20 protein-coding genes are annotated in these 19,859 nt (G+C 68.7%); 10 read left to right on the forward strand and 10 right to left on the reverse strand.

All coding sequences use genetic code 11. The annotated features are described in order from the left end of the window. Positions 1–410: hypothetical protein (locus N5D20_RS20160; protein ID WP_279948006.1), on the reverse strand; the 410-nt coding region annotated here is incomplete at its 3' end. Positions 411–594: 184 nt separating this feature from the next. On the opposite strand from N5D20_RS20160, the gene N5D20_RS20165 reads away from it, so the two are divergent. From N5D20_RS20165 to N5D20_RS20180, 4 genes are all read left to right on the forward strand, one after another. Next, entirely contained in the window at positions 595–843 is a 249-nt protein-coding gene (locus N5D20_RS20165; protein WP_006475755.1) for a hypothetical protein, read from the forward strand. A gap of 122 nt (positions 844–965) precedes the next feature. After that, positions 966–1,883, forward strand: coding sequence for a bestrophin family ion channel (locus N5D20_RS20170; protein WP_010482217.1), 918 nt, complete (start codon positions 966–968; stop codon positions 1,881–1,883). Positions 1,884–1,902: 19 nt separating this feature from the next. Then, a complete protein-coding gene (gene hemB / locus N5D20_RS20175) occupies positions 1,903–2,892 on the forward strand; it encodes a porphobilinogen synthase (protein ID WP_010482215.1) in 990 nt (329 codons plus the stop codon). A 32-nt stretch (positions 2,893–2,924) separates the two neighbouring features. Further along, on the forward strand, positions 2,925–3,194 hold the full coding sequence (locus N5D20_RS20180) for a hypothetical protein (RefSeq protein ID WP_010482214.1): 270 nt from the start codon (positions 2,925–2,927) through the stop codon (positions 3,192–3,194). A 55-nt stretch (positions 3,195–3,249) separates the two neighbouring features. Here the strand turns inward: N5D20_RS20180 and N5D20_RS20185 are convergent, their stop codons facing one another. After that, on the reverse strand, positions 3,250–4,122 hold the full coding sequence (locus N5D20_RS20185) for a PD40 domain-containing protein (protein ID WP_197578231.1): 873 nt from the start codon (positions 4,120–4,122) through the stop codon (positions 3,250–3,252). Between the two features lie 48 nt (positions 4,123–4,170). Here N5D20_RS20185 and aroE point away from each other — a divergent pair, with 48 nt between their 5' ends. The 3 genes from aroE (at position 4,171) to dinG (ending at position 7,643) form a co-directional block, all read left to right on the forward strand. After that, positions 4,171–5,016, forward strand: a complete 846-nt coding sequence (aroE, locus tag N5D20_RS20190) for a shikimate dehydrogenase (RefSeq protein WP_043402797.1) — start codon at positions 4,171–4,173, stop codon at positions 5,014–5,016. 3 nt (positions 5,017–5,019) lie between these two features. Then, positions 5,020–5,373 carry a hypothetical protein gene (locus tag N5D20_RS20195; RefSeq protein WP_043402795.1) on the forward strand — a complete coding sequence of 118 codons (354 nt, stop codon included), beginning with the start codon at positions 5,020–5,022 and terminating at the stop codon, positions 5,371–5,373. Positions 5,374–5,540: 167 nt separating this feature from the next. After that, complete coding sequence (gene dinG, locus N5D20_RS20200) at positions 5,541–7,643, forward strand: ATP-dependent DNA helicase DinG (RefSeq protein WP_197578170.1); 2,103 nt, start codon at positions 5,541–5,543, stop codon at positions 7,641–7,643. Positions 7,644–7,679: 36 nt separating this feature from the next. On the opposite strand, the gene N5D20_RS20205 is transcribed toward dinG, so the two are convergent. Both N5D20_RS20205 and ilvD read right to left on the reverse strand, forming a co-directional pair. Continuing rightward, positions 7,680–8,246: a hypothetical protein gene (locus tag N5D20_RS20205; RefSeq protein WP_197578171.1), complete on the reverse strand. Its 567-nt coding sequence runs from the start codon at positions 8,244–8,246 to the stop codon at positions 7,680–7,682. A 104-nt stretch (positions 8,247–8,350) separates the two neighbouring features. Further along, the gene (gene ilvD / locus N5D20_RS20210) at positions 8,351–10,189 is read right to left on the reverse strand and encodes a dihydroxy-acid dehydratase (protein ID WP_197578172.1); all 1,839 of its coding nucleotides are present in this window, start codon (positions 10,187–10,189) and stop codon (positions 8,351–8,353) included. 359 nt (positions 10,190–10,548) lie between these two features. On the opposite strand from ilvD, the gene N5D20_RS20215 reads away from it, so the two are divergent. The 3 genes from N5D20_RS20215 to N5D20_RS20225 are packed head-to-tail and all read left to right on the forward strand — an operon-like array spanning position 10,549 to position 12,954. Further along, positions 10,549–11,121, forward strand: a complete 573-nt coding sequence (locus N5D20_RS20215) for a DUF1190 domain-containing protein (RefSeq protein ID WP_014038869.1) — start codon at positions 10,549–10,551, stop codon at positions 11,119–11,121. A gap of 7 nt (positions 11,122–11,128) precedes the next feature. Further along, positions 11,129–12,307: a glutathionylspermidine synthase family protein gene (locus N5D20_RS20220; RefSeq protein WP_197578173.1), complete on the forward strand. Its 1,179-nt coding sequence runs from the start codon at positions 11,129–11,131 to the stop codon at positions 12,305–12,307. Next, complete coding sequence (locus tag N5D20_RS20225) at positions 12,307–12,954, forward strand: hypothetical protein (protein WP_197578174.1); 648 nt, start codon at positions 12,307–12,309, stop codon at positions 12,952–12,954. Before N5D20_RS20220 ends, N5D20_RS20225 begins: the two co-directional genes overlap by 1 nt. Positions 12,955–13,058: 104 nt before the next feature. Here N5D20_RS20225 and N5D20_RS20230 read toward each other — a convergent pair whose 3' ends face one another. From N5D20_RS20230 to N5D20_RS20255, 6 genes are read right to left on the reverse strand one after another with little or no spacing between them, the layout of a single operon-like run. Continuing rightward, the gene (locus N5D20_RS20230) at positions 13,059–14,357 is read right to left on the reverse strand and encodes a DUF58 domain-containing protein (protein WP_197578175.1); all 1,299 of its coding nucleotides are present in this window, start codon (positions 14,355–14,357) and stop codon (positions 13,059–13,061) included. Next, positions 14,354–15,340: a MoxR family ATPase gene (locus tag N5D20_RS20235; protein WP_014648782.1), complete on the reverse strand. Its 987-nt coding sequence runs from the start codon at positions 15,338–15,340 to the stop codon at positions 14,354–14,356. The genes N5D20_RS20230 and N5D20_RS20235 overlap by 4 nt, the downstream gene beginning before the upstream one ends. After that, positions 15,337–16,521, reverse strand: coding sequence for a DUF4350 domain-containing protein (locus tag N5D20_RS20240; protein ID WP_197578176.1), 1,185 nt, complete (start codon positions 16,519–16,521; stop codon positions 15,337–15,339). Before N5D20_RS20240 ends, N5D20_RS20235 begins: the two co-directional genes overlap by 4 nt. Continuing rightward, the gene (locus N5D20_RS20245; RefSeq protein ID WP_279914956.1) at positions 16,518–18,128 is read right to left on the reverse strand and encodes a DUF4129 domain-containing protein; all 1,611 of its coding nucleotides are present in this window, start codon (positions 18,126–18,128) and stop codon (positions 16,518–16,520) included. The genes N5D20_RS20240 and N5D20_RS20245 overlap by 4 nt, the downstream gene beginning before the upstream one ends. Beyond that, the gene (locus N5D20_RS20250; protein ID WP_197578178.1) at positions 18,118–19,110 is read right to left on the reverse strand and encodes a stage II sporulation protein M; all 993 of its coding nucleotides are present in this window, start codon (positions 19,108–19,110) and stop codon (positions 18,118–18,120) included. Before N5D20_RS20250 ends, N5D20_RS20245 begins: the two co-directional genes overlap by 11 nt. Further along, positions 19,107–19,796 (reverse strand): RDD family protein, encoded by a 690-nt coding sequence (locus tag N5D20_RS20255; RefSeq protein ID WP_010482196.1) that lies wholly within the window; start codon positions 19,794–19,796, stop codon positions 19,107–19,109. The genes N5D20_RS20250 and N5D20_RS20255 overlap by 4 nt, the downstream gene beginning before the upstream one ends. Positions 19,797–19,859 lie beyond the last annotated feature (63 nt).

The following is a 19,859-nucleotide window of genomic DNA, read 5'->3' on the forward strand; positions in this document are numbered from 1 at the left end:
GGATTCGGCACCCAGATCGCGACGCCGGCGGCGCGCTTCTGCGTCGTCGGAATACCGATGCCGACGCCGCCACCGACGTGCGAACCGAACGTGCCGGCGCCCACCGACATGCCCACCGGCGAGCCACTGCTGCCCACACCCATCAGCACCACGCCATTGGCGCCGAGCGCGGCGGCCTCGCGCTTCAGGCGGGCCACGGCGGCATCGGTCTGGCCCTGGGTGCCGAAGCCGACGGCGGACGCCGATTCCAGCTGGGCGATTTCCTGGGAACCGGCCGGTGGCGTCGAATAGATCTGCACCAGCGCCGGATCGATCGGTGCGCGGGCGCGGCCCAGCATCACCTTGGAGGTGCTGGCACAGCCAGCGGCGACCAGCAGGATGGCCGCCAACGCGGCCCAACGGATGTTCATGGCACGACCCCTGTAGGACTGGTTGCGATCATCGGCGGGCCACTCTGAATCGGCGCCAACACCCGGGCCAGGGCACGCACGGCAGCACGCTAGCACGGTGCGGGTGACAGCCCCGCCAATGGCAGTAGGCGGCGGCAGCGGGAACGTCTATGGTTGGGGCAGGAACCAACTGCGGGAGAGCGGCATGGGTGTGATCAGTCTGTTGTGGGGCGTACTGGCGCTGTTGTGGATGATCCTGGCGCTGATTCCACTGCTCGGCTGGGGCAACTGGTTCCTGATCCCGTTCGCTGCGGTGGGCGCAGTCATCGCAGCGCTGGGCATCCTGTTCACCCACCCGAGCAAGCGTGGCCGGGCCTGGGCCGGCCTGGTCCTGAACGGCATCGTGGTGGTGGTGGGCATCCTCCGCCTCGGCCTGGGTGGCGGCGTGATCTGAGCCCGCGCCCGGGTGCGACAGGGCGTCGCAGGCGCACGGCCGATGGCCGGGCAGGGGCGTACAATGAATGGCTGCGCGAGCCCCCCGCGTGCCTGTGAATCCGCGCCCGGCGCGGCTGCCCCATGATCATCCGACCCCGTCCCCACGGCTGGCAATTGCTGTACATCCTGCGCGGTTCGATCGTCAAAGCGATCGCGCCCAAGGTGCTGGCCATCCTGATCCTGTCCATCGCCGTGGCCGCGGTGGTCGAGCTGGCGCCGCCCACCGGCATCGAACGCGTGTCGGTCACGCCGTTCACCCTGCTTGGCCTGGTGCTGTCGATCTTCCTCAGCTTCCGCAACAGCGCCTGCTACGAGCGCTGGTGGGAAGGCCGCAAGCTGTGGGGCCAGCTGGTCTACGAATCGCGCTCGCTGGCCCGCCAGGTGAACCTGCTGCTGGCCGATGACACCGGCCGTCGCCGCCGCATCGCCTATCTCACCACCGCCTTCGCCCATGCATTGGCCGGTCGCCTGCGCGGGCGCATCGTGGCGCTGATGGCCCTGCCGTGGCTGGACAAGCGCCAGCGCGAACAACTCGGGCAGCGTGAGAACGTGCCCGACGCGCTGCTGTCGATGATCGCGGCCGAGTTGGCCCAAGCCCTGCGCGCCGGTGACCTCGACCCGATCCTCTACACCCAGCTGGAAGAGCGCCTGCACGCGATGTCGTCGATCCAGGCCGGCTGCGAGCGCATCCTCACCACCCCGCTGCCGTTCGCCTACACCCTGCTGCTGCACCGCTGCGCGTGGATGTTCTGCGTGCTGCTGCCGTTCGGCCTGGCCAGTTCGCTGGGCTGGGGCACGCCGGTGCTGTCGGCGGTGCTGGCCTATGCCTTCTTCGGCCTGGACCAGCTGGGCGAAGAAATGGAAGACCCGTTCGGCCTGGAGCCGAACGACCTGCCGCTGGACGCGCTGGTGCGCACGATCGAGATCGACCAGCTCGACGCGCTCGGCGAACGCCCATTGCCCGAACCCCTGCTGCCGCAGGGCTACCTGTTGCAATAGCCACTCCTCGGAGCCTGCCATGTCCCACCCGCTTTACCGCCCGCGCCGCATGCGCCATGACGAGTTCTCGCGCCGCCTGATGCGCGAGAACACGCTGACCACCGACGACCTGATCTACCCGGTGTTCGTGCACGAACTGGCCGGCCGCACCGCAGTGCCGTCGATGCCGGGCGTGGAGCGGCTGTCGATCGAAGAGCTGCTGAAGGTGGCCGAAGAAGCGCTGGAGCTGGGCATTCCGGTGATCGACCTGTTCCCGGTGATCGACCCGTCGCTGAAGTCGCTGGATGCATCGGCGGCGTGGGCCGAGGACGGTCTGGCGCAGCGTGCGATCCGCGCGCTGAAGTCGCGCTTCCCGGAGCTGGGAGTGATGACCGACGTGGCGCTGGACCCGTACACCACCCACGGCCAGGACGGCATCATCGATGACAAGGGCTATGTGCTGAACGACATCACGGTCGAAGCGCTGGTCAAGCAGTCGGTGTCGCACGCCGAGGCCGGTGTGGACATCGTCTCGCCGTCGGACATGATGGACGGCCGCATCGGCGCGATCCGCCGTGCGCTGGATGCCGGCAACCACATCAATGTGCGCATCATGGCGTACTCGGCCAAGTACGCCTCGGCGTTCTACGGTCCGTTCCGTGATGCAGTGGGCAGCGCGGCCAGCCTCGGCAAGGCCGACAAGAAGACCTACCAGATGGACCCGGCCAACGGCGACGAGGCCCTGCGCGAGATCGCGCTGGACCTGGAAGAGGGCGCCGACATGGTGATGGTCAAGCCGGGCATGCCGTACCTGGACCTGGTGCGCCGGGTGAAGGAGACGTTCGGCGTGCCGACCTTCGCCTATCAGGTGAGTGGCGAGTACGCGATGATGAAGGCCGCCTTCGCCAACGGCTGGCTGGACGAGCGCGCCTGCGTGCTGGAGTCGCTGCTGGGCTTCAAGCGGGCCGGTGCCGACGGCGTGCTGACCTATTTCGCGCCGCAGGTGGCGCGATGGCTGCGCGAGCGCTGACAATAGCGCCACGATAGACGGAGGACTGCGCGATGGGACCCGAACTGGGATGGATGCAATGGTTGATCTGGGGCATCGGTACGCTGGTGTTCGGCGCCATCATCGTCGGTGTCTTCATCGCCGCATGGCGCGCGGGCAAGCGCCCGCCGGAGCAGCTCTCCGCCGCCCGCCACGTGGCCCGTGAGCAGGCCCTGCCGGAGAGCGTGCAGGCCGAGCTGGCCGCGCTGAACCAGCGCAAGGACAACGGCCAGTTGAGCGAAGTCGAGTACGAGCAGCAGCGCGCGAAGGTGTTGTCGCGCTGACGGGTGGGTGCCAACCTTGGTTGGCACTTTCCCGCATGCCAACCAAGGTTGGCATCTACCGGGCGGCAGGCACGCACCCCGCAACCGCCGCCACCTTCGGCACCGCCAACCGGTACACATCCACGCCACCGGCACGTGGCGCCTTCGCCGCACTGCTGGCAACCATCATCTCGCCCGGCTTGGCGTTGTCGATCACCGGCGCGCCGGTCCAGCCGCCGGCCTGGTTGAATGACAGCCCCAATGGCTGCAGCGCCGCGCCGGTCCACGCACAGCCGCTGCTCCACACCTGCGCGGTCGCGCCGCTGCCACGACTGAATACCACGGCGCCGTCGTTGCCCAGCCAGTCGCCGTCGGTCTCGTCGTCGGCGCTGTTCAACGCGGCCAACGCGGTGGCTGGGCCACGCACGCCCTGCGCGTCCAATGACGCCACGAACAGGTCCCAGCCCGCGCCGCGACCCTGCTGGCGGGTGAACAACAGCCGCTTGCCATCCACGCTCAGGGCTGGTCCGCGCTCTTCGCGGCGGTCACCGTCGCCCGCCAAAGGCTGCGCCTTGCCCAGCTGGCCATCGGCGGAGACTGCGGCGCGGTACAGCGCCAGCCTGCCCTCGCGGCCGGCCGCGAACAGCAGCCAGCGGCCGTCACGGCTGAAGTAGGGATCACGGACCTCACCGGCCACGCCTACCGGCAGGGCCTGCGCCTGCTGCCAGCGGCCGCCGACCACGCGCGCCTCCCACAGGCCCCAGCCAGCCTCACCGCGGCGGGCAAAGACGATGCGCTGGCCATCGGGACTGATCGTGGCGCGGCCCTCGTCGGCACGGGTGGAGACCACGCCCATGCCTTCGATGCCGTACTCGTTCAACGCCATCGCCACGGGGGCAGAGAGTAGACTGGCGGCAAGCACCAGCAGGGGCGGGGTGATGCGCATCATCCGGGTCCGTGCACGAAAGAGCATCAGTCTAGCCAGCTTGAGGATTCCATGACCGACCGTTACGCCGTCTTCGGACACCCCGTTGCCCACTCGAAGTCGCCGCAGATCCACGCGACGTTCGGTCGCCAGGAAGGCATCGCGGTGGATTACCGCGCGATCGACCTGGCCCCGGATGCATTCCTGGCCGGCCTGGAAGCCTTCGCCGCCGACGGCGGTGTCGGCGCCAACGTCACCTCGCCGCACAAGGAAGCCGCGTTCTCGGTGTGCACCACCCTGACCGCACGTGCGCGCCGCGCCGGGTCGGTCAACACGCTGCTGCGCAAGGGCGACCGTTGGCACGGTGACACCACCGACGGCATCGGCCTGGTGCGTGACCTCACCGACCGCCATGGCCTGGATCTGCGTGGCCGCCGCATGCTGCTGATCGGCGCCGGTGGCTCCGCGCGCAGCGTCGCGCCGGCGCTGCTCGATGCCGGTATCACCGAGCTGGTGGTGGTCAACCGCACGCCGGAACGCGCCGATGAACTGATCGACGCGATGGGCGAACCGGGCCGCGCGATCAGCCGCTACTGGGAAGACCTGCGTGACCTGGGCGACTTCGAACTGATCGTCAATGCCACCTCGGCCGGCCGCGACCGCGACGTCGAGTTCAAGCTGCCGCTGTCGCTGGTCAATTCGATGACCACCGCCGTCGACCTGAACTACGGCGAGGCCGCCATCGCCTTCCTGGCCTGGGCGCGTGCGGCGAACTGCCGCAATACAGTGGATGGCCTGGGCATGCTGGTCGAACAGGCGGCCGAGAGCTTCCTGCAGTGGCATGGCGTGCGCCCGCAGACCGACGAGATCTACCAGTCGCTGCGGCAGGGCTCGGCGGTGCTGGCCGGCGAGGACTGATCGATGGACAGCACAACGTTGATGGTGACCGTGCTGAGCATGGTCGGCGTGCGCCTGCCGGTACTGATCGCGCTGTGCATCGGCCTGGTCTGGGTGGTCGGCGCACCGCGCGATGCCACCCGCACCGGCGCCCTGGTCGGCCTGGTGCTGTTGCTGCTGTCCAGCCTGGGCGGCCTGGCGGCGGGTGTCCTGCCGATGTGGCTGGTCAGCAGTGGCAACTTCAGCGCCATCTCGGGCATGGGCGCCATCCTCGGCGTGTTGCATTTCGCGCTGGCGATGGTGGAGGCCATCGGCGTGGTGCTGCTGGTGTGGGCACTGGTGCGCCTGCTGCGTAGCCGTACGATCCCGGCGGCCTGAGCGGTAGCGCCGGGCCATGCCCGGCGTATCTGGCCCTTGGGCGGTCCGGCTACCGGACCGTGACCGCCGCCAGGCGTCGTCGCTGGCCCGTTCAGGGTGCCAGCAGCAGTGAACGTGGCCGGCCATGCGACAATGACCGGCCTGATCCAGCCACGGTACTTCCCGGCGTGACCGAAACCGTCGCCGCTCCGCGCACGCTTGATGACGCCTTGAAGGACGCGATCCGCAAGGCGTACACCACGCTGCAGGCCAATACCCCCGGCTTCTCCACCCGCCGCTCGCAGAGCCAGATGATCGGCGTGGTGTCGCGTGCGCTGTCGAAAAGTGGCGGCGTCGGCGTGGTCGAGGCGCCCACCGGCGTCGGCAAGAGCCTGGGCTACCTCACCGCAGGTGTACCGATCGCGCTGGCCACCAAGAAGAAGCTGGTGATCAGCACCGGCACCGTGGCCCTGCAGTCGCAGCTGGTCGAGCGCGATATCCCGAATTTTCTCAAAGCCACCGGCCTGGACGCGACCGTGGCGCTGGCCAAGGGCCGCACCCGCTACCTGTGCACGCGCAATGCCGCCGAAGCGCAGGGTGAGGGCGCGCAGGGCGGCATGTTCGAGGACGACGCGCCCTTGTTCGACCGGCCACTGGCGCCGATCGAGATGGACATCGCCAAGCGCCTGACTGACGCCTTCACCGGCGGCAGCTGGGACGGCGACATCGACAACGCGCCGGAGACCATCAGCCCCGGCCTGCGCAGCCGCATCACCACGCCGGCCTCGGGCTGCGCCGGGCGCCGTTGTGCCTATTCGGCACAGTGCGCGGTGCTGCGCTCGCGCAATACGGTGCGCGACGCGCAGATCGTGGTCACCAACCACGCACTGCTGCTGTCGGCGCTGTCGATCGGCGACAGCGACAACGGCCAGCCGTTGATCGCGCCGCCGTCGGACATGCTGCTGGTGCTGGACGAAGGCCACCACATTGGCAACGTGGCGATCGACCAGGGCGCGGCCAGCCTGGCGCTGGATGAAATGGCCAAGCGCACCGGCCGCCTGCAGATCCTGATCGCCGGTGCCTACCGCGCGGTCGACAAGGACCGCCTTGGCAACCTGCTGCCGAACGAAGCGATCGAAGTGGCCAGCAACGTGGCCAAGCAGCTGCGCGCGTTCCGTGACCACATCGAGCGGGTGTGGATGCCGGCACCGGCCGACGAGGAGCCGATGTGGCGCGCCGCCAACGGCCGCCTGCCCGAGGCCTGGCGCGAGCCGATCGAAGCACTGGCCGACGATACCCGCAGCCTGTACAACTGGGCGCATGCGGCCACCGCGCAGGTGGCCAAGGGCAAGCCGGACGACGCCGCGCGCGAGCGCCTGCAGCGCAACCTGGGCATGGCGCTGGAAATGATCGAGCAGCAGTACAACCTGTGGCAGGCCTGGCGCCGCGAGGACAAGGACGGCGCGCCGCCGATGGCGCGCTGGGTCACCGCCACCCGCGACGGCGACCTGGTGCTGCACGGCTCGCCGGTGTCGGCCGCGCACGTGCTGCGCAAGCTGCTGTGGGATGAAGTGGATTCGGTGGTGATGACCTCGGCGACGCTGACCGGCGGCGGCGATTTCCAGTCGCTGGCGATCGACAACGGCATCCCCGAAGAGGCCGAGATGGTCTCGCTGTCGTCGCCGTTCGACCTGCCCAACCAGGCCGAACTGATCGTGCCCAGGTTCCCGGTCACCCCGGACGACCGCGAAGGCCATCCGCGCGAAGTGGCGCGCTACCTGGACACCGAACTGGACTGGGCCAAGGGCTCGATGGTGCTGTTCACCTCGCGCTGGAAGATGGAGAAGGTAGCCGGCCTGATGTCGGCCGCGCGCCGCAAGCAGGTGCTGGTGCAGGGCGAGATGTCCAAGACCCGGCTGATCGACGAACACCTGCGCCGTGTCGCGGCGGGCGAGGGCTCGGTGCTGTTCGGCCTGAACTCGTTCGGCGAAGGCCTCGACCTGCCGGGTGAGGCCTGCACCACGGTGGTGATCACCCAGGTGCCGTTCGCGGTGCCGACCGATCCGCAGACCGCCACGCTCAGCGAATGGTTCGAGGGACGCGGGCTCAATGCGTTCAACCTGATCGCCATTCCGCACGCGCTGCGCACGCTGACCCAGTTCGCCGGCCGCCTGATCCGCACCTCCACCGACACCGGCCGCGTGGTCATCCTCGATTCGCGGCTGCTGACCCGCCGCTACGGCAAGCGCATCATCGACGCACTGCCGCCGTTCAAGCGCGTGATCGGCTGAGGCGCACGGGTAGCGCCGGGCCATGCCTGGCGGATACTAGGCTTCCGGGCAGGATTGGGAGGCAAGCGCGTAGGGTTGGTACATGCAGCGGATCAGTGAATCCACGATCTGCAGTCGCGGTGGCCATGCGGATCGCCGATCATCGCCCTGCTCACGCGCGCTGCCTGCGGGCATCGGGAGTTTCGCGAGCCGCGCACGTGCCCGTTTCAGTGCCGGCAGATCATCATCGAGGAAGGCGATGGTGGCATCGACATAGTGATTCCATCCCTCCGGATCGGCACCGTGGGGCTTGTAGGTCAAGCGCATCAGGGCAATGGCAGGATCGCGCTGTCCTGCATCGGCGCGCATCGTTGCCTCATGCCAGGCCAGCCCGCTATGCCCAGCCGCTTTCGCCTGCTGGCGATAGGCAGCGAACAACCCGGCGATTTCCAGCTGGCAGCCTGCACGCTCGGCCAGCGCATCCCAGCCCTCGCCTGGGCCATGGTTGAACGCCTCTGGCGATATCGCCAGCAGTCCGGCGCGATCGTCGAACCGGCAGTCGTCGGCCAGCGCGGGCGCGGAACTCACGGCGAGCGCCAGGGCCATCAGGTGGCGGAAATACATCGTCACGTCCTTGTGCGGAGCCACACATGGTGAAGGAAAAGGGGACGGAGGGGATTAAGTCGTTTGTGCCACAAACGACTTAATCCCCTCCGTCCCCTTTTTGATCAATCGCCGAGCAGGGCGGTGTTGCGAACGGCCCCCTTGTCGGCGCTGGTGGCGAGCAGGGCGTAGGCTTTCAATGCACTGGTGACCTTGCGTGGGCGTGGCGCGCGCGGCTTCCAACCACGCGCATCGGCGTCGCTGCGGCGCTGGGCCAGCACGGCCTCGTCCAGCAGCAGATCGATGCGGCGGGCAGGGATGTCGATGCGGATGCGATCACCATCTTCCACCAGGCCGATGACACCGCCGCTGGCAGCTTCCGGCGAGACGTGGCCGATCGACAGGCCCGAGGTGCCGCCGGAGAAACGGCCGTCGGTGAGCAGCGCGCACTGCTTGCCCAGTCCCTTCGATTTCAGGTAGCTGGTCGGGTACAGCATCTCCTGCATGCCGGGGCCGCCCTTCGGGCCTTCGTAGCGGATCACCACCACCTCGCCCGGCTGCACTTCGTCGGCGAGGATGCCGGCGACGGCGGCGTCCTGGCTTTCGTAGACGCGCGCGGGGCCTTCGAAGATGTGGATGGACTCGTCCACGCCGGCCGTCTTCACCACGCAGCCATCGACGGCCAGGTTGCCGCGCAGCACGGCGAGGCCGCCTTCCAGTGAGTACGCGTGCTGCAGCGAGCGGATGCAGCCTTCAGCGCGGTCGATGTCCAGCGTCGGCCAGCGCGTGGCCTGGCTGAAGGCCTCCTGGGTGGGAATGCCGGCCGGGCCGGCCTTGAAGAAGGTGTGCAGGGTGTCGTTGTCACTGCGCACCACGTCCCAGCGTTCCAGCGCGTCGGCCAGGCTGGTGCTGTGTACGGTCGGCACCGTGGTTTCGAGCAGGCCGGCGCGGTCCAGCTCACCCAGGATGCCGAACACGCCGCCGGCGCGATGCACGTCCTCGATGTGGTACTTCGGTGTGTTCGGCGCCACCTTGCACAGCTGCGGTACGCGCCGCGACAGCGCGTCGATATGGGTCAGGTCGAAGTCGACCTCCGCTTCCTGCGCGGCGGCCAGCAGGTGCAGGATGGTGTTGGTGGAACCGCCCATGGCGATATCCAGGGTCATTGCATTGGCGAACGCGGCCTGGGTGGCGATGCCGCGCGGCAGCGCGCTCGGGTCTTCGCCGCCATACCAGCGGTGGCAGAGTTCGACGATCAGGCGGCCGGCACGGCGGAACAGCGCCTCGCGGTCGGCGTGGGTGGCCAGCGTGGTGCCGTTGCCGGGCAGCGACAGGCCCAGTGCTTCGGTCAGGCAGTTCATCGAGTTGGCGGTGAACATGCCCGAACAGGATCCGCAGGTGGGGCAGGCGCTGCGCTCGAACGCCGCGACCTTCTCGTCGGAGGCGCTGGCATCGGCGGCCACCACCATCGCATCGACCAGGTCCAGCTTGTGCTCGGACAGCTTGGTCTTGCCCGCTTCCATCGGCCCGCCAGAGACGAACACCACCGGGATGTTGAGGCGCAGCGCGGCCATCAGCATGCCGGGCGTGATCTTGTCGCAGTTGCTGATGCACACCAGTGCGTCGGCGCAGTGCGCGTTGACCATGTATTCGACCGAGTCGGCGATGATCTCGCGGCTGGGCAGCGAGTACAGCATGCCGTCGTGGCCCATCGCGATGCCGTCGTCCACAGCGATGGTGTTGAATTCCTTGGCGACGCCGCCGACCTGTTCGATCTCGCGCGCGACCAGCTGGCCGAGGTCCTTCAGGTGTACGTGGCCGGGCACGAACTGGGTGAAGGAGTTGGCGATGGCGATGATCGGCTTGTGGAAGTCGCCGTCCTTCATGCCGGTGGCACGCCACAGGGCGCGGGCGCCGGCCATGTTGCGGCCGGCGGTGGAGGTGCGGGAGCGGTATTCGGGCATGGCTGGCGGAACGGGCGGGCCGTACGACGTGGGGGTCAGCCGATCATGGCCAATTTTTTCGGTTGCTGCTGCAACCACCGGAGGTGGTCCGGCCGGGCTGCGCCCGGCACCTGCCGAAGCAACGGCCGATGCAATAGCGGACCCACCCGCCTTCGACAGTTTTCCTGCGATCTGTCGGGGGCCGGCGCTCTGCTCTTGGTAGGTGTCGACCTTGGTCGACACGATGGATCCACGCGATGCGGGGATGATGGGGAACGACGAAAATGAAAGGCCGTTCATCTTTCCCACTTTGCCGATTCCGGTTGCTGGCCCGGATTTGGCATCATTGGGGCATTGATCCGTCGACAGGGCATGAGGCCATGAAACGTTCCCGCACCACCGCGCTGCTGCTGATGAGCGCTGCGCCGCTGCTGTTCACCGCCTGCCAGAAGGAGCCGGAGGTGAAGGTGCAGGAAGGCCTGTACACCTCGGTGGAAGCCTGCACCGAGGCCACCGGCGATCCGTCGTCGTGCCGCAATGCCTTCGCCGAAGCGCAGAAGCAGGCCGCCGATGCGGCGCCGAAGTACGCCAGCAAGGAAGCCTGCGAGAAGGACTACAAGCCGGAACAGTGCGTGCAGCAGCACACGTCGGCGGGTACCTCGTTCATCGGCCCGATGATGATGGGCTTCTTCATGTCGCAGATGCTGAGCAACCGCGGCGGCCTGGCCCCGCAGGCGCCGGCGGCGTCGCCGGCGTACCAGGACAAGAGTGCTGGTTGGGCACGCCCGGCACCGGGCGGCAGCGGCGGCCTCAACACCGCCAGCGGCATCGGCGCGGGCAAGGCTGGTCTGGCGCCGGTCACCAGCGAGCCGAACCGTGCGGTCACTGCCAGCCGTGGTGGCTTCGGCAACACCAGCGCGCGCCGCAGCACCAGCGGCAGCTACGGCGGCTGATCGACCCATGCAGCGTATCCGGATTGCCGAGCGTGCCCAGTGGCGGGCACGCGCGGACGAAGCGGGTTTCCGCTTCCACACCATCGACGGCCAGCCGTACTGGGATGAAAGCGCGTACTACGCGTTCACCTTGCGCCAGATCGAGCAGGACATCGAAGACCCCAGCGCCGAGCTGCACCAGATGGCGCTGGATCTGGTCGGCGATGTCATCGCCAGCGAACGATTGATGGACCAGCTGGCGATTCCGTCGCACTACCGCGACTGGATAGCCGACAGCTGGCGCCAGCGCCAGCCGCACCTGTACGGGCGCCTGGACCTGGCCTACGACGGCACCGGCCCGGCCAGGCTGTACGAACTGAACTACGACACGCCGACCTCGCTGTTCGAGGCCAGCTTCTTCCAATGGCAGTGGCTGGAAGACCAGCGCAACGCCGGCCGCCTGCCGCAGCACGCCGACCAGTTCAATGCGATCCACGAGGCGTTGGTCGAGCGTTTCGGCGAACTGGCCACGCAGTTGCCGCCGCCGCTGTACTTCAGCGCGGTGGGCAGTTCCGAAGAAGACCGTGGCACGGTTGACTACCTGCGCGACTGCGCCTCGCAGGCCGGCCTGCACGGCCAGGCCATCGCCGTCGAGGATATCGGGTTGTCCGAAGACGGCCGCTTCACCGCGCTGGATGATTCGGTGATCGGCACGCTGTTCAAGCTGTATCCGCTGGAAGACCTGATGGCCGAAGAGTTCGGCCGCGCGCTGCCCGGCTCGGGCGTGCAGCTGCTGGAACCGGCCTGGAAGGCGGTATTGAGCAACAAGGGCATCCTGCCGCTGTTGTGGCAACGCAACGTGGGCCATCCGAATCTGCTGGAAGCGCACTTCGATGACGGCAGTGCACTGGCCTCGGGCTGGGTGCGCAAGCCGCTGTTCTCGCGCGAAGGCGCGAACATCGAGATGCACCTGGCCGATGGCAGCACCCAGCGCAGCGACGGTCCCTACGACGGACCGGCGATCATCCAGCGCGCGCATCCGCTCACCCGCTTCGAAGGCGGCTACCCGCTGATCGGCAGCTGGGTGATCGGTGACCACGCCTGCGGCATCGGCATCCGCGAGGACGACAGCGCGATCACCCGTGACAGTGCGCGCTTCGTGCCGCACGCAATCGTGGATGAGGCGCCGACGCGGATCTACGTCTGATGACGGTGCGGCGTTGGCCTGGCCGGCATGGGCGTCCCACGCCCGTGCCGGGCCGGCATTTCGATGACGGGCGCAGCCTGCAGGCCTTCGCGGACCGCGTCGCTGTGCGTTGCCATCGCTGCGACACCCCCGGTTGGGTGATCGCCAGCTGGAAACCCTACCGGTGGACGGCGCGATTCCGCTGCACAGGCTGCAGTTCAGCGCTGGACAGTGGTGACTGGGTCGGTGCGGTCTACATCCTGGGCCGCCAACCTTGTGGATTCTGTGGGCATCAGTGGCTGCATGTGCGCCGCCGGGTTCCCGCTGGCGTGCCTGCACCGGCCTCCTTCGCTGCTCGATGTGCGCAATGTGATCGCAGTACTGATGTTTCGGTCGCGGTGCGTCCGTTGCGTGACGCCGAGCCTGCCGATCCGCACTTCGGATTGCCGCTGCGCCTGGTCGAACCGACCCGCGCGGGCCTGCTCTGGGCCTATAACGCTGAACATCTGCATGCGTTGCACGAGTACGCGAGCGCGATGCTGCGCGAAAGCCGCGGCCATCACCGATCCATGTTCTCGCGCCTGCCGCAGTGGATGAAGCTGGCCCGCAACCGGGTGTTGCTGCAACGTGCGGTGGAGCGGTTGCAGCGTCGGTTGTTGCAGGGGTAGTGCCGGCCGCTGGCCGGCAGCCGGTGTTGGTATATGCCGGCCTTGGTCGGCGCTGTGGGTTTCGTGCCAACCAAGGTTGGCACCCACCAGAGCGATCACTGGTATCAGAGCAGCCCTTCGCGCTTCACCGCCAGGTAGCGCTCCACCAGTGCACCGGGCAGGGCATCGGCGGTCACGTCCAGCACCATCACCTTTTCGCTGCGCAGCGCGTCGTGTGCCTTCGCACGCTGCTGCAGGTAGAGTGCGGCGGCACCGGCCTGGGTGGCGTCTTCCAGTGTCTGCACTTCGCTGTCCAGCACGCCGTCCAGCTCGCGCTCGCGCAGGCTGGCCACGCATACCAGGTGACGTCGCTGCAGCAGGCGCACTGCCGCCAGCAGATCCTCGATATCTTCGTCGCGCACGTTGCTGACCAGCATCACCAGCGCGCGCCGGCGCTGGCGCAGCGATACCTCGGTGGCCGCAGCCAGGTAGTCGGTGGCCACCGCGCGCGGCTGCAGGTCGTAGCTGGCACGCAGCAGGTGCTCGACCGTGCCCATGCCACGCTGCGGCGCCACCCAGCGGCGCTCGCCACCGGCAGCGAACAGGCCGGCGGCATCGCCCTGCCGCAATGCCAGGTACGCCACCACCAGCGAGGCGTTCAATGCGTGGTCGAAGTGCGAGAGACCGCCTTCGCTGGCCAGCATGCGCCGACCACTGTCGAGCATCAGCAGCAGCTGCTGGTTCTTCTCGTCCTGATACTCGCGCGAGATCAGCTTGCGCGCACGCGCGGTGGCCTTCCAGTCGAGCTGGCGCAGGCTGTCGCCGATGCGGTACTCGCGCATCTGGTGGAAGTCGGTGCCCTCACCGCGGCGGCGCTTCACGTGCGCACCGACCAGCCGCGAGGCTTGGTCGGCACTGAACAATGCGAAGCGGGTGAGCGGCACGAAGTTCGGATAGACCCGCACGTCCAGCGCGGGGGGCAGCGTGCGTTGCTGCCACCACAGGCGCCACGGCGAGCGCATGCGCAGGTGCACGCCCTCGAAGCGGAAATGCCCGCGCTGCAGCGGCTGCAGATGGTAGTGCAGGGTGGCAGCGGTGCCCGCCTGCAGGTGCACGCGCTGTGGCAGCGACTCCAACGGCCAACCGCCGGGCACCAGGTCGAACACCTGCACCGTCATCGACGCGTCTGCCTGCAACCGCAGTGCAGCCTCGCGGCGCACGCCCAGTGCCAGCGCTTCGGGCAGTTCTCGCTGCACCTGCGGTGACGGACGCCGCGACTGCCGCCACAGATCCATCAACGCGGGCACGGCAATCGCCAGCGCCGCCAGCGCCCAGCTCCAGCGCGGCAGCAACCCGCCCAGCACCAGACCGCCCAGGGCAGCCCAGGCCAGCAGCAGCGCCAACAGCAGCGGGGCCGGCCTCATCGGCGCGGCGCTTCCACCTTGGCCAGCAGCGCGCCCAGCACGTCGTCGGCGTCCTGGCCTTCGATCTGCAGTTCCGGGGCCAGCGCGATGCGGTGGCGCAGCGCCGGGCGCGCAATGTCGCGCACGTCGTCCGGCGTGACGAAGTCGCGGCCGGCCAGCACCGCCTGCGCGCGCGAGGCACGCACCAGCGCGATGCTGCCGCGCGGACCGGCACCGACCGCGATGCCCGGCCACTGCCGGGTGGCGGCAACGATGCGTACCGCGTAGTCGATCACTTCGTCATCGACGGTGATCGCCGCGGTGGCGCGCTGCAGCTCCAGCAGCTCACCGGCACCGAGCACGCGCGGCACCTGGCTCAGGTCGAAATCGCTGGCGGCACGACCACTGGTGATCGCGGTCACCATGCGCTTCTCGTCCTCCAGCTGCGGGTAATCGATCAGCACCTTCAGCAGGAAACGGTCCAGCTGTGCTTCCGGCAGCGGGTAGGTGCCTTCCTGCTCCAGCGGGTTCTGCGTGGCCAGCGCCATGAAAGGCGGTGCCAGGGTGAAGGCCTTGCCCTCGATGGTCACTTGGCCTTCCTGCATCACTTCCAGCAGCGCGGACTGGGTCTTGGCCGGTGCGCGGTTGATCTCGTCGGCCAGCAGCAGGTTGGTGAACACCGGGCCGCGGCGGATCTTGAAGCTTTCGCTCTTCGGGTCGTACACCGCGTGGCCGCTGACGTCGCTGGGCATCAGGTCGGGGGTGAACTGCACGCGGCCATAGTCCAGCTCCAAGGCCTGGGCCAGCGCGCGCACCAGCAGCGTCTTGCCCAGCCCGGGCACGCCCTCGATCAGCACGTGGCCACCGGCCAGCAGCGCCACCAGGATCTGGTCCAGCACATCGGCCTGGCCGATGAAGGCGTGTCCGACGGCGGTGCGGATGGCATCGACGCGTTCGATCAGGCGGGCGTTGGCGGCCGCCGGCAGCTCGGGGACTTCGGTCATAGCAGGGATCTCATCTGGAGCAGCAAGCGGATGCGCTCGCGCAGGGCGGAGGAATCGTGTGGCGGAGGGGGAGTGAGCGCGCTGGCGACGCGGGCCTGCGGCCACTTCAGCAGCTCGGCGATGGCCTGATCGCGTGGCGCACCGTCCAGTGCGGCCGCAACCGGTGCGCGCAGGCGCAGGCGGTGCAGGAACAGGGCGAGTACGGCCTCGTACAGGCGCGTACCGTGGCCGAAACGCAGCAGCAGTTCACCACTGGCACGCACGTGTTCCAGCAGCGAACGGCGTTCCAGTACCGGTGACGGCAGCAGGCTGCCGAAGCGCTGCGAGCGGCCCCACAACCAGCCCAGCAGGGCCAGCAGCAGTGGCGCCCACAGTGGCCAGCCCTGGTAGAACATGCGCGACCACAGCGACGGCGGGCGGCTGGCGTAGATCAGCCAGACCGCACCCTTGCCGTAGTTCGGATCGAGCAGGTAGCGGGTCAGGTCGCGGTGGGCCCTGTCGTGCAGGCCGTCGCTGGCCTTGCCCCCTGCCGATGCCAGGCGCGCTGCCGGTGAGTCCACCTCGCTGCGCATGAACTCCATGTCGGCCAGCACGCTCACCTTGCCCTGGCCATGGCGCAGGCGCGCAAACACCAGGTCGCGATCCGTGCCCCAGCGACGTTCGGCCTGTGCACTGGCGGCAAAACCCAGGGTGAAGCGGCGGCCACCACAGAACTCAACGTGGCCAGGATCGTCGTCGACATGGAACGGCTGGCAGTCGCTGCGCTGGAACAGGCTGTCCACGCCCAGCTGATCCAGCAGGGGCCCCTGCGTGCTGCCGGCATCGTCCTCGGCCGGTGGCGGTGTACGCACCAGCAGGTGGCCGCCCTGGTCGACCCAGTCCAGCAGCTGTTTCACCGCCGGTGCCGGCAGTTCGCTGCTGTCCTGCAGCAGCACTACCGTATCGTGGCGCCCCAGCGTCATCTGCTGCAGCTCCAGCCGTGGCCGCGAGTGCACGTCAATGCCATCGGCGCGCAGGGCCTGGCCGAGCACGTACAGCGGGTTGTAGCCAGCTTCGCCCTGCGGCGGCAGCTGCACGGTCTCGGTCACCCGCTCATGCGTGCGCAGGTAAAGGATCGTCAGCGGTACACCGAACAGCACCAATGCACCGAGCAGCAGCGACCAGAACAGGCGCGGGCTCATGCCTGCCACCCGTACTGCTGGCGCAGCGTATCGGCCAATGCATCGAAATCGGCGCGGCTGGGCAGGCGGCCACCGTAGGCGGCGTACTGCCACATGCGCACGATGCGCGCGAACAGGTCACGGTCGCTGGCCTCGGGCATGCGCCGCGACGCGCGCAGGCATTGCGCTTCGGTGGCACCGGGTGGAAGCGCGATGCCGCTGCGCTCGCCCACCGTGCGCACGCTGGCGCGGTACAGCAGGGCCAGCGCCTGCCGCGGCCGGCCCTGGTCCCAGAGCAGGCCGGCCTGGGTGGCCACGTCCGGCGGCAGCACCACCGGCAACTCCACCACCGGCGGTGCGGCCTCGGCCTTGCGTCGGCCACTGCCCCGCAGCCACGGCAGCCACAGCCGCGCGGTCAGCAGCAGGACCAGCAGCAGGACGCCGAGCAGCCCCCACAGGCCCCATTCGGCCAGCCGCGCCAGCCAAGCGATGCCGTCCTTGCGCGCTTTGCGTTCACCGTTGCTGTTGGTGTCACGCTGCAGCTGCTTGTCTTCCTTCTTCTCTTCCTCGGCCTGTTCGATCGGCTTCCAGCGGGTGACCTGGCGGGTCGGGCGCTGCAGCGGGTCTTCATAGGCGCGGTTCACTGCCTGACGGAAACCGGCGGTGTCCACCGGCGTACCGCCGAAGATCGTTGCCGGGGTGTTGGCCGGGTCGATGGTCGGTGCTTCGTCGCCTTCCTCGGCGTCGATGCCACGGTCGTTGGGCTTGCCCATGGCTCGTTCGGGCTCGGCGTCTGTGTCCTGCGCATGCACCGGTGCGGAGACCAGCGGCAGTGCCAGGCACAGCAGCAGGGCCAGCGTCGATGCCGCCGGCAGCAGCCGCTCGCGCAGGCGGCGCAGGGCGATCTCCACATCCCAGGCTTCCATCTGCGTGCGCCGGTTCAAGTACAGGCCAAAGCCCGCACCGACGAAGAACGGGCCGATCAGCACCGAGGCCAGCCAGCACGCCAGGTTGAAGCCCAGCCGTGCCCATGCGGGGGTGTCCTGGCCGATCATGTCCCATGCGGCGCGCCAGGATTCGGACATCAGCTCCAGCGGCATGAACATGAACACCGCACCGATCGCGCCGGACACCAGCACGGCTTCGAACGCGATGCAGGTCACGGTCAGTACCAGTGCCGCGCCCGCTGCGCCGGCTGCCACCGCACGACGACGTGGGCCGCGCTGGCCCGGTGTGTTGCCTTCCAGCAGGTTCACCGGCAGGCACAGGCTGCGCAGCACGCTGAAACGACGCCAACCCAGGTAGCCCCAGAAGCCGCTGTTGCCCCAGTGACGTTGCGCACGCAGCGCGGCCAGCGTGCCGACCGGCTCACCGAAGATGCCGCGCGACAGCACATACAGCGGCGCACGTTCGAACAGCGGTTTGCACCACCACATCGCCAGCCAGGCCCAGCCGAAGGCATCCAGCCACCAGCCCAGCGCGTTGAAGATCACGAACAGCGGTGCACTGGCCAGCAGCCAGCTGCCCCACAGCGCACGTGCGTGGCGGCGGGACAGCGCGGTGCCCAGCTCCATCGCTTCCCAGCCACTGCGGGCACGCAGCGCCACGTCCAGGTGGTCAATGCGCATGGCCAGCTCCACGTCCGCCGCGCCACAGCCACAGCAGCACGCCGGCCCACAACACACCGGCCACGCTGAACTTGCCCCATGCAGGTACTTCGGCGATCGATGACCAGAAGGCTTCGATGAAGGCGGCCACCAACAGCATGAAGGCGACGCCGAGGCACAGCCGCGCGCCGATGCGGCCGCCGTCGACCAGTGCATCCAGGCGGCTGCGCCGGCCCGGCGCCAGCAGCTTCATGCCCAGCTGCAGGCCGGCACCGCCAGCGATCACGATCGCAGTCAGCTCGAAGGCGCCGTGGCCGACCACGAAGCGCCAGAACGGGTCGCCATGGCCGATGTGCTGCAGGTGGCCTGCCACCGAACCGATGATTACGCCGTTGAACAGCAGCACCAGCAGCGTGCCCAGCCCGGCCAGCAGTCCGCTGGCGAAGGTGCGCAGGGCAATGCTGATGTTGTTCATGATGTAGTGGCCGAACATCATCCAGTCAGTGCCGCTGTCACGCCCCAGGCGCTCGGCGGCGGGATCGTACATGCGCTCCATCTCGGCGATCTGGCGGTTGTCCATCAGCATGTGGATCAGGTCCGGATAGACCTGCACCAGCACGAAGCAGGCCACCGCCGGCAGCGCGAACATCGCCAGCGCTACCCACATGCTGCGCGCCTCGCTGCGCACCAGCAGCGGGAAGTCGGCCACCAGGAACTCCAGGGCACCCCGCCAGCGTGTCGGCGGCGTGCGGTACAGCACGCTGTGGCCCTGCTGCATCAGCTGCTGCAGGCGCTGCACCAGCTGCGGGCTGTAGCCGCGCTCGCGGGCCAGCGCCAGCTGCTGGCACAGCCGCCGGTAGCGCTGCGGGAAGGTCGTGTCGTCCAGTGCCAGGCCGCTGGCCTTGCGGCGCGTGCGGCGTGAGGCGCCGGCACGCAGCAGCAGCCACTGCTCCAGGTCCTGCCATTCCTGCTGGTAGCGGGCGACGAACTGCTCCTGTTTCATCGCCGCCCCAGCAGCCAGTTGGCCATCGCATACAGGCGCAGCACGCCGACCTGGCCGTGGGTGCCGGTCAGTGGTTCGGCAATACCGGCCAGCTCCTGCTGGCGCGCCGCCGACAAGCGGGGCGCGCGCTCGGCGAAGGCCATCAGCGCGGCCTGTTCCTCTGGTCGCAGGGGCTGCGGCGGGGCCAGCACGCTGTCGATGGTCGGTGGCGGTGGCAGGTACAGCGCGGGTGCATGCACCACCACGGTGCCGGCCACCAGGTCGCCCAGGCGGCGGCCATGCGGATCGAACAGGCTGCTGATCAGGCCCAGCGCATAGCCGAAGGGCAGCATGTCAACCGTGCGCAGCAGGTTGCGGGTGATCGCCGCCATCCAGCCTACCGGCGCGCCATCGCGGGACAGCACGCGCAGCCCCAGCGCACGCTTGCCCAGGGTGCGTCCCCACACTGCTTCGCAGACGATCGGGTAGGCCCAGTAGACCAGGAACATCAGCACCAGGTAGAGGCCGGAGCCGAACTTGTCCAGCAGCGCCAGCGGAATGGACACCAGCACCAGTGCCGCGATGCGCACGCCGAGATCGACCAGCCAGGCCATCGCCCGCGGTACCGGGCCGGCGGCAGGCAACTGCAGCGGCACACCCTCTGGCGTCACCACCTCGCGGTAGGTATCGAGCATCGGTGCGGCCATCAGCGCGATGGCCTTCGTTGTGGGCGCCGGAGTCCTCTCCGGCAGGCAGCCACAGGCATGGGG

Origin of the sequence: Stenotrophomonas sp. GD03877 (assembly GCF_029840555.1) — a bacterium.
Classification (GTDB): Bacteria; Pseudomonadota; Gammaproteobacteria; order Xanthomonadales; family Xanthomonadaceae; genus Stenotrophomonas; species Stenotrophomonas geniculata.

Bases quoted from the DNA above. Each gene is read 5' to 3' on its own strand.
- N5D20_RS20165 (WP_006475755.1), top strand. From the start codon at position 595: ATGGGTGTGATCAGTCTGTTGTGGGGCGTACTGGCGCTGTTGTGGATG.
- N5D20_RS20170 (WP_010482217.1), top strand. From the start codon at position 966: ATGATCATCCGACCCCGTCCCCACGGCTGGCAATTGCTGTACATCCTG.
- hemB (WP_010482215.1), top strand. From the start codon at position 1,903: ATGTCCCACCCGCTTTACCGCCCGCGCCGCATGCGCCATGACGAGTTC.
- N5D20_RS20180 (WP_010482214.1), top strand. From the start codon at position 2,925: ATGGGACCCGAACTGGGATGGATGCAATGGTTGATCTGGGGCATCGGT.
- N5D20_RS20185 (WP_197578231.1), bottom strand. From the start codon at position 4,122: ATGATGCGCATCACCCCGCCCCTGCTGGTGCTTGCCGCCAGTCTACTC.
- aroE (WP_043402797.1), top strand. From the start codon at position 4,171: ATGACCGACCGTTACGCCGTCTTCGGACACCCCGTTGCCCACTCGAAG.
- N5D20_RS20195 (WP_043402795.1), top strand. From the start codon at position 5,020: ATGGACAGCACAACGTTGATGGTGACCGTGCTGAGCATGGTCGGCGTG.
- N5D20_RS20205 (WP_197578171.1), bottom strand. From the start codon at position 8,246: ATGTATTTCCGCCACCTGATGGCCCTGGCGCTCGCCGTGAGTTCCGCG.
- ilvD (WP_197578172.1), bottom strand. From the start codon at position 10,189: ATGCCCGAATACCGCTCCCGCACCTCCACCGCCGGCCGCAACATGGCC.
- N5D20_RS20215 (WP_014038869.1), top strand. From the start codon at position 10,549: ATGAAACGTTCCCGCACCACCGCGCTGCTGCTGATGAGCGCTGCGCCG.
- N5D20_RS20220 (WP_197578173.1), top strand. From the start codon at position 11,129: ATGCAGCGTATCCGGATTGCCGAGCGTGCCCAGTGGCGGGCACGCGCG.
- N5D20_RS20225 (WP_197578174.1), top strand. From the start codon at position 12,307: ATGACGGTGCGGCGTTGGCCTGGCCGGCATGGGCGTCCCACGCCCGTG.
- N5D20_RS20230 (WP_197578175.1), bottom strand. From the start codon at position 14,357: ATGAGGCCGGCCCCGCTGCTGTTGGCGCTGCTGCTGGCCTGGGCTGCC.
- N5D20_RS20235 (WP_014648782.1), bottom strand. From the start codon at position 15,340: ATGACCGAAGTCCCCGAGCTGCCGGCGGCCGCCAACGCCCGCCTGATC.
- N5D20_RS20240 (WP_197578176.1), bottom strand. From the start codon at position 16,521: ATGAGCCCGCGCCTGTTCTGGTCGCTGCTGCTCGGTGCATTGGTGCTG.
- N5D20_RS20245 (WP_279914956.1), bottom strand. From the start codon at position 18,128: ATGCGCATTGACCACCTGGACGTGGCGCTGCGTGCCCGCAGTGGCTGG.
- N5D20_RS20250 (WP_197578178.1), bottom strand. From the start codon at position 19,110: ATGAAACAGGAGCAGTTCGTCGCCCGCTACCAGCAGGAATGGCAGGAC.
- N5D20_RS20255 (WP_010482196.1), bottom strand. From the start codon at position 19,796: ATGGCCGCACCGATGCTCGATACCTACCGCGAGGTGGTGACGCCAGAG.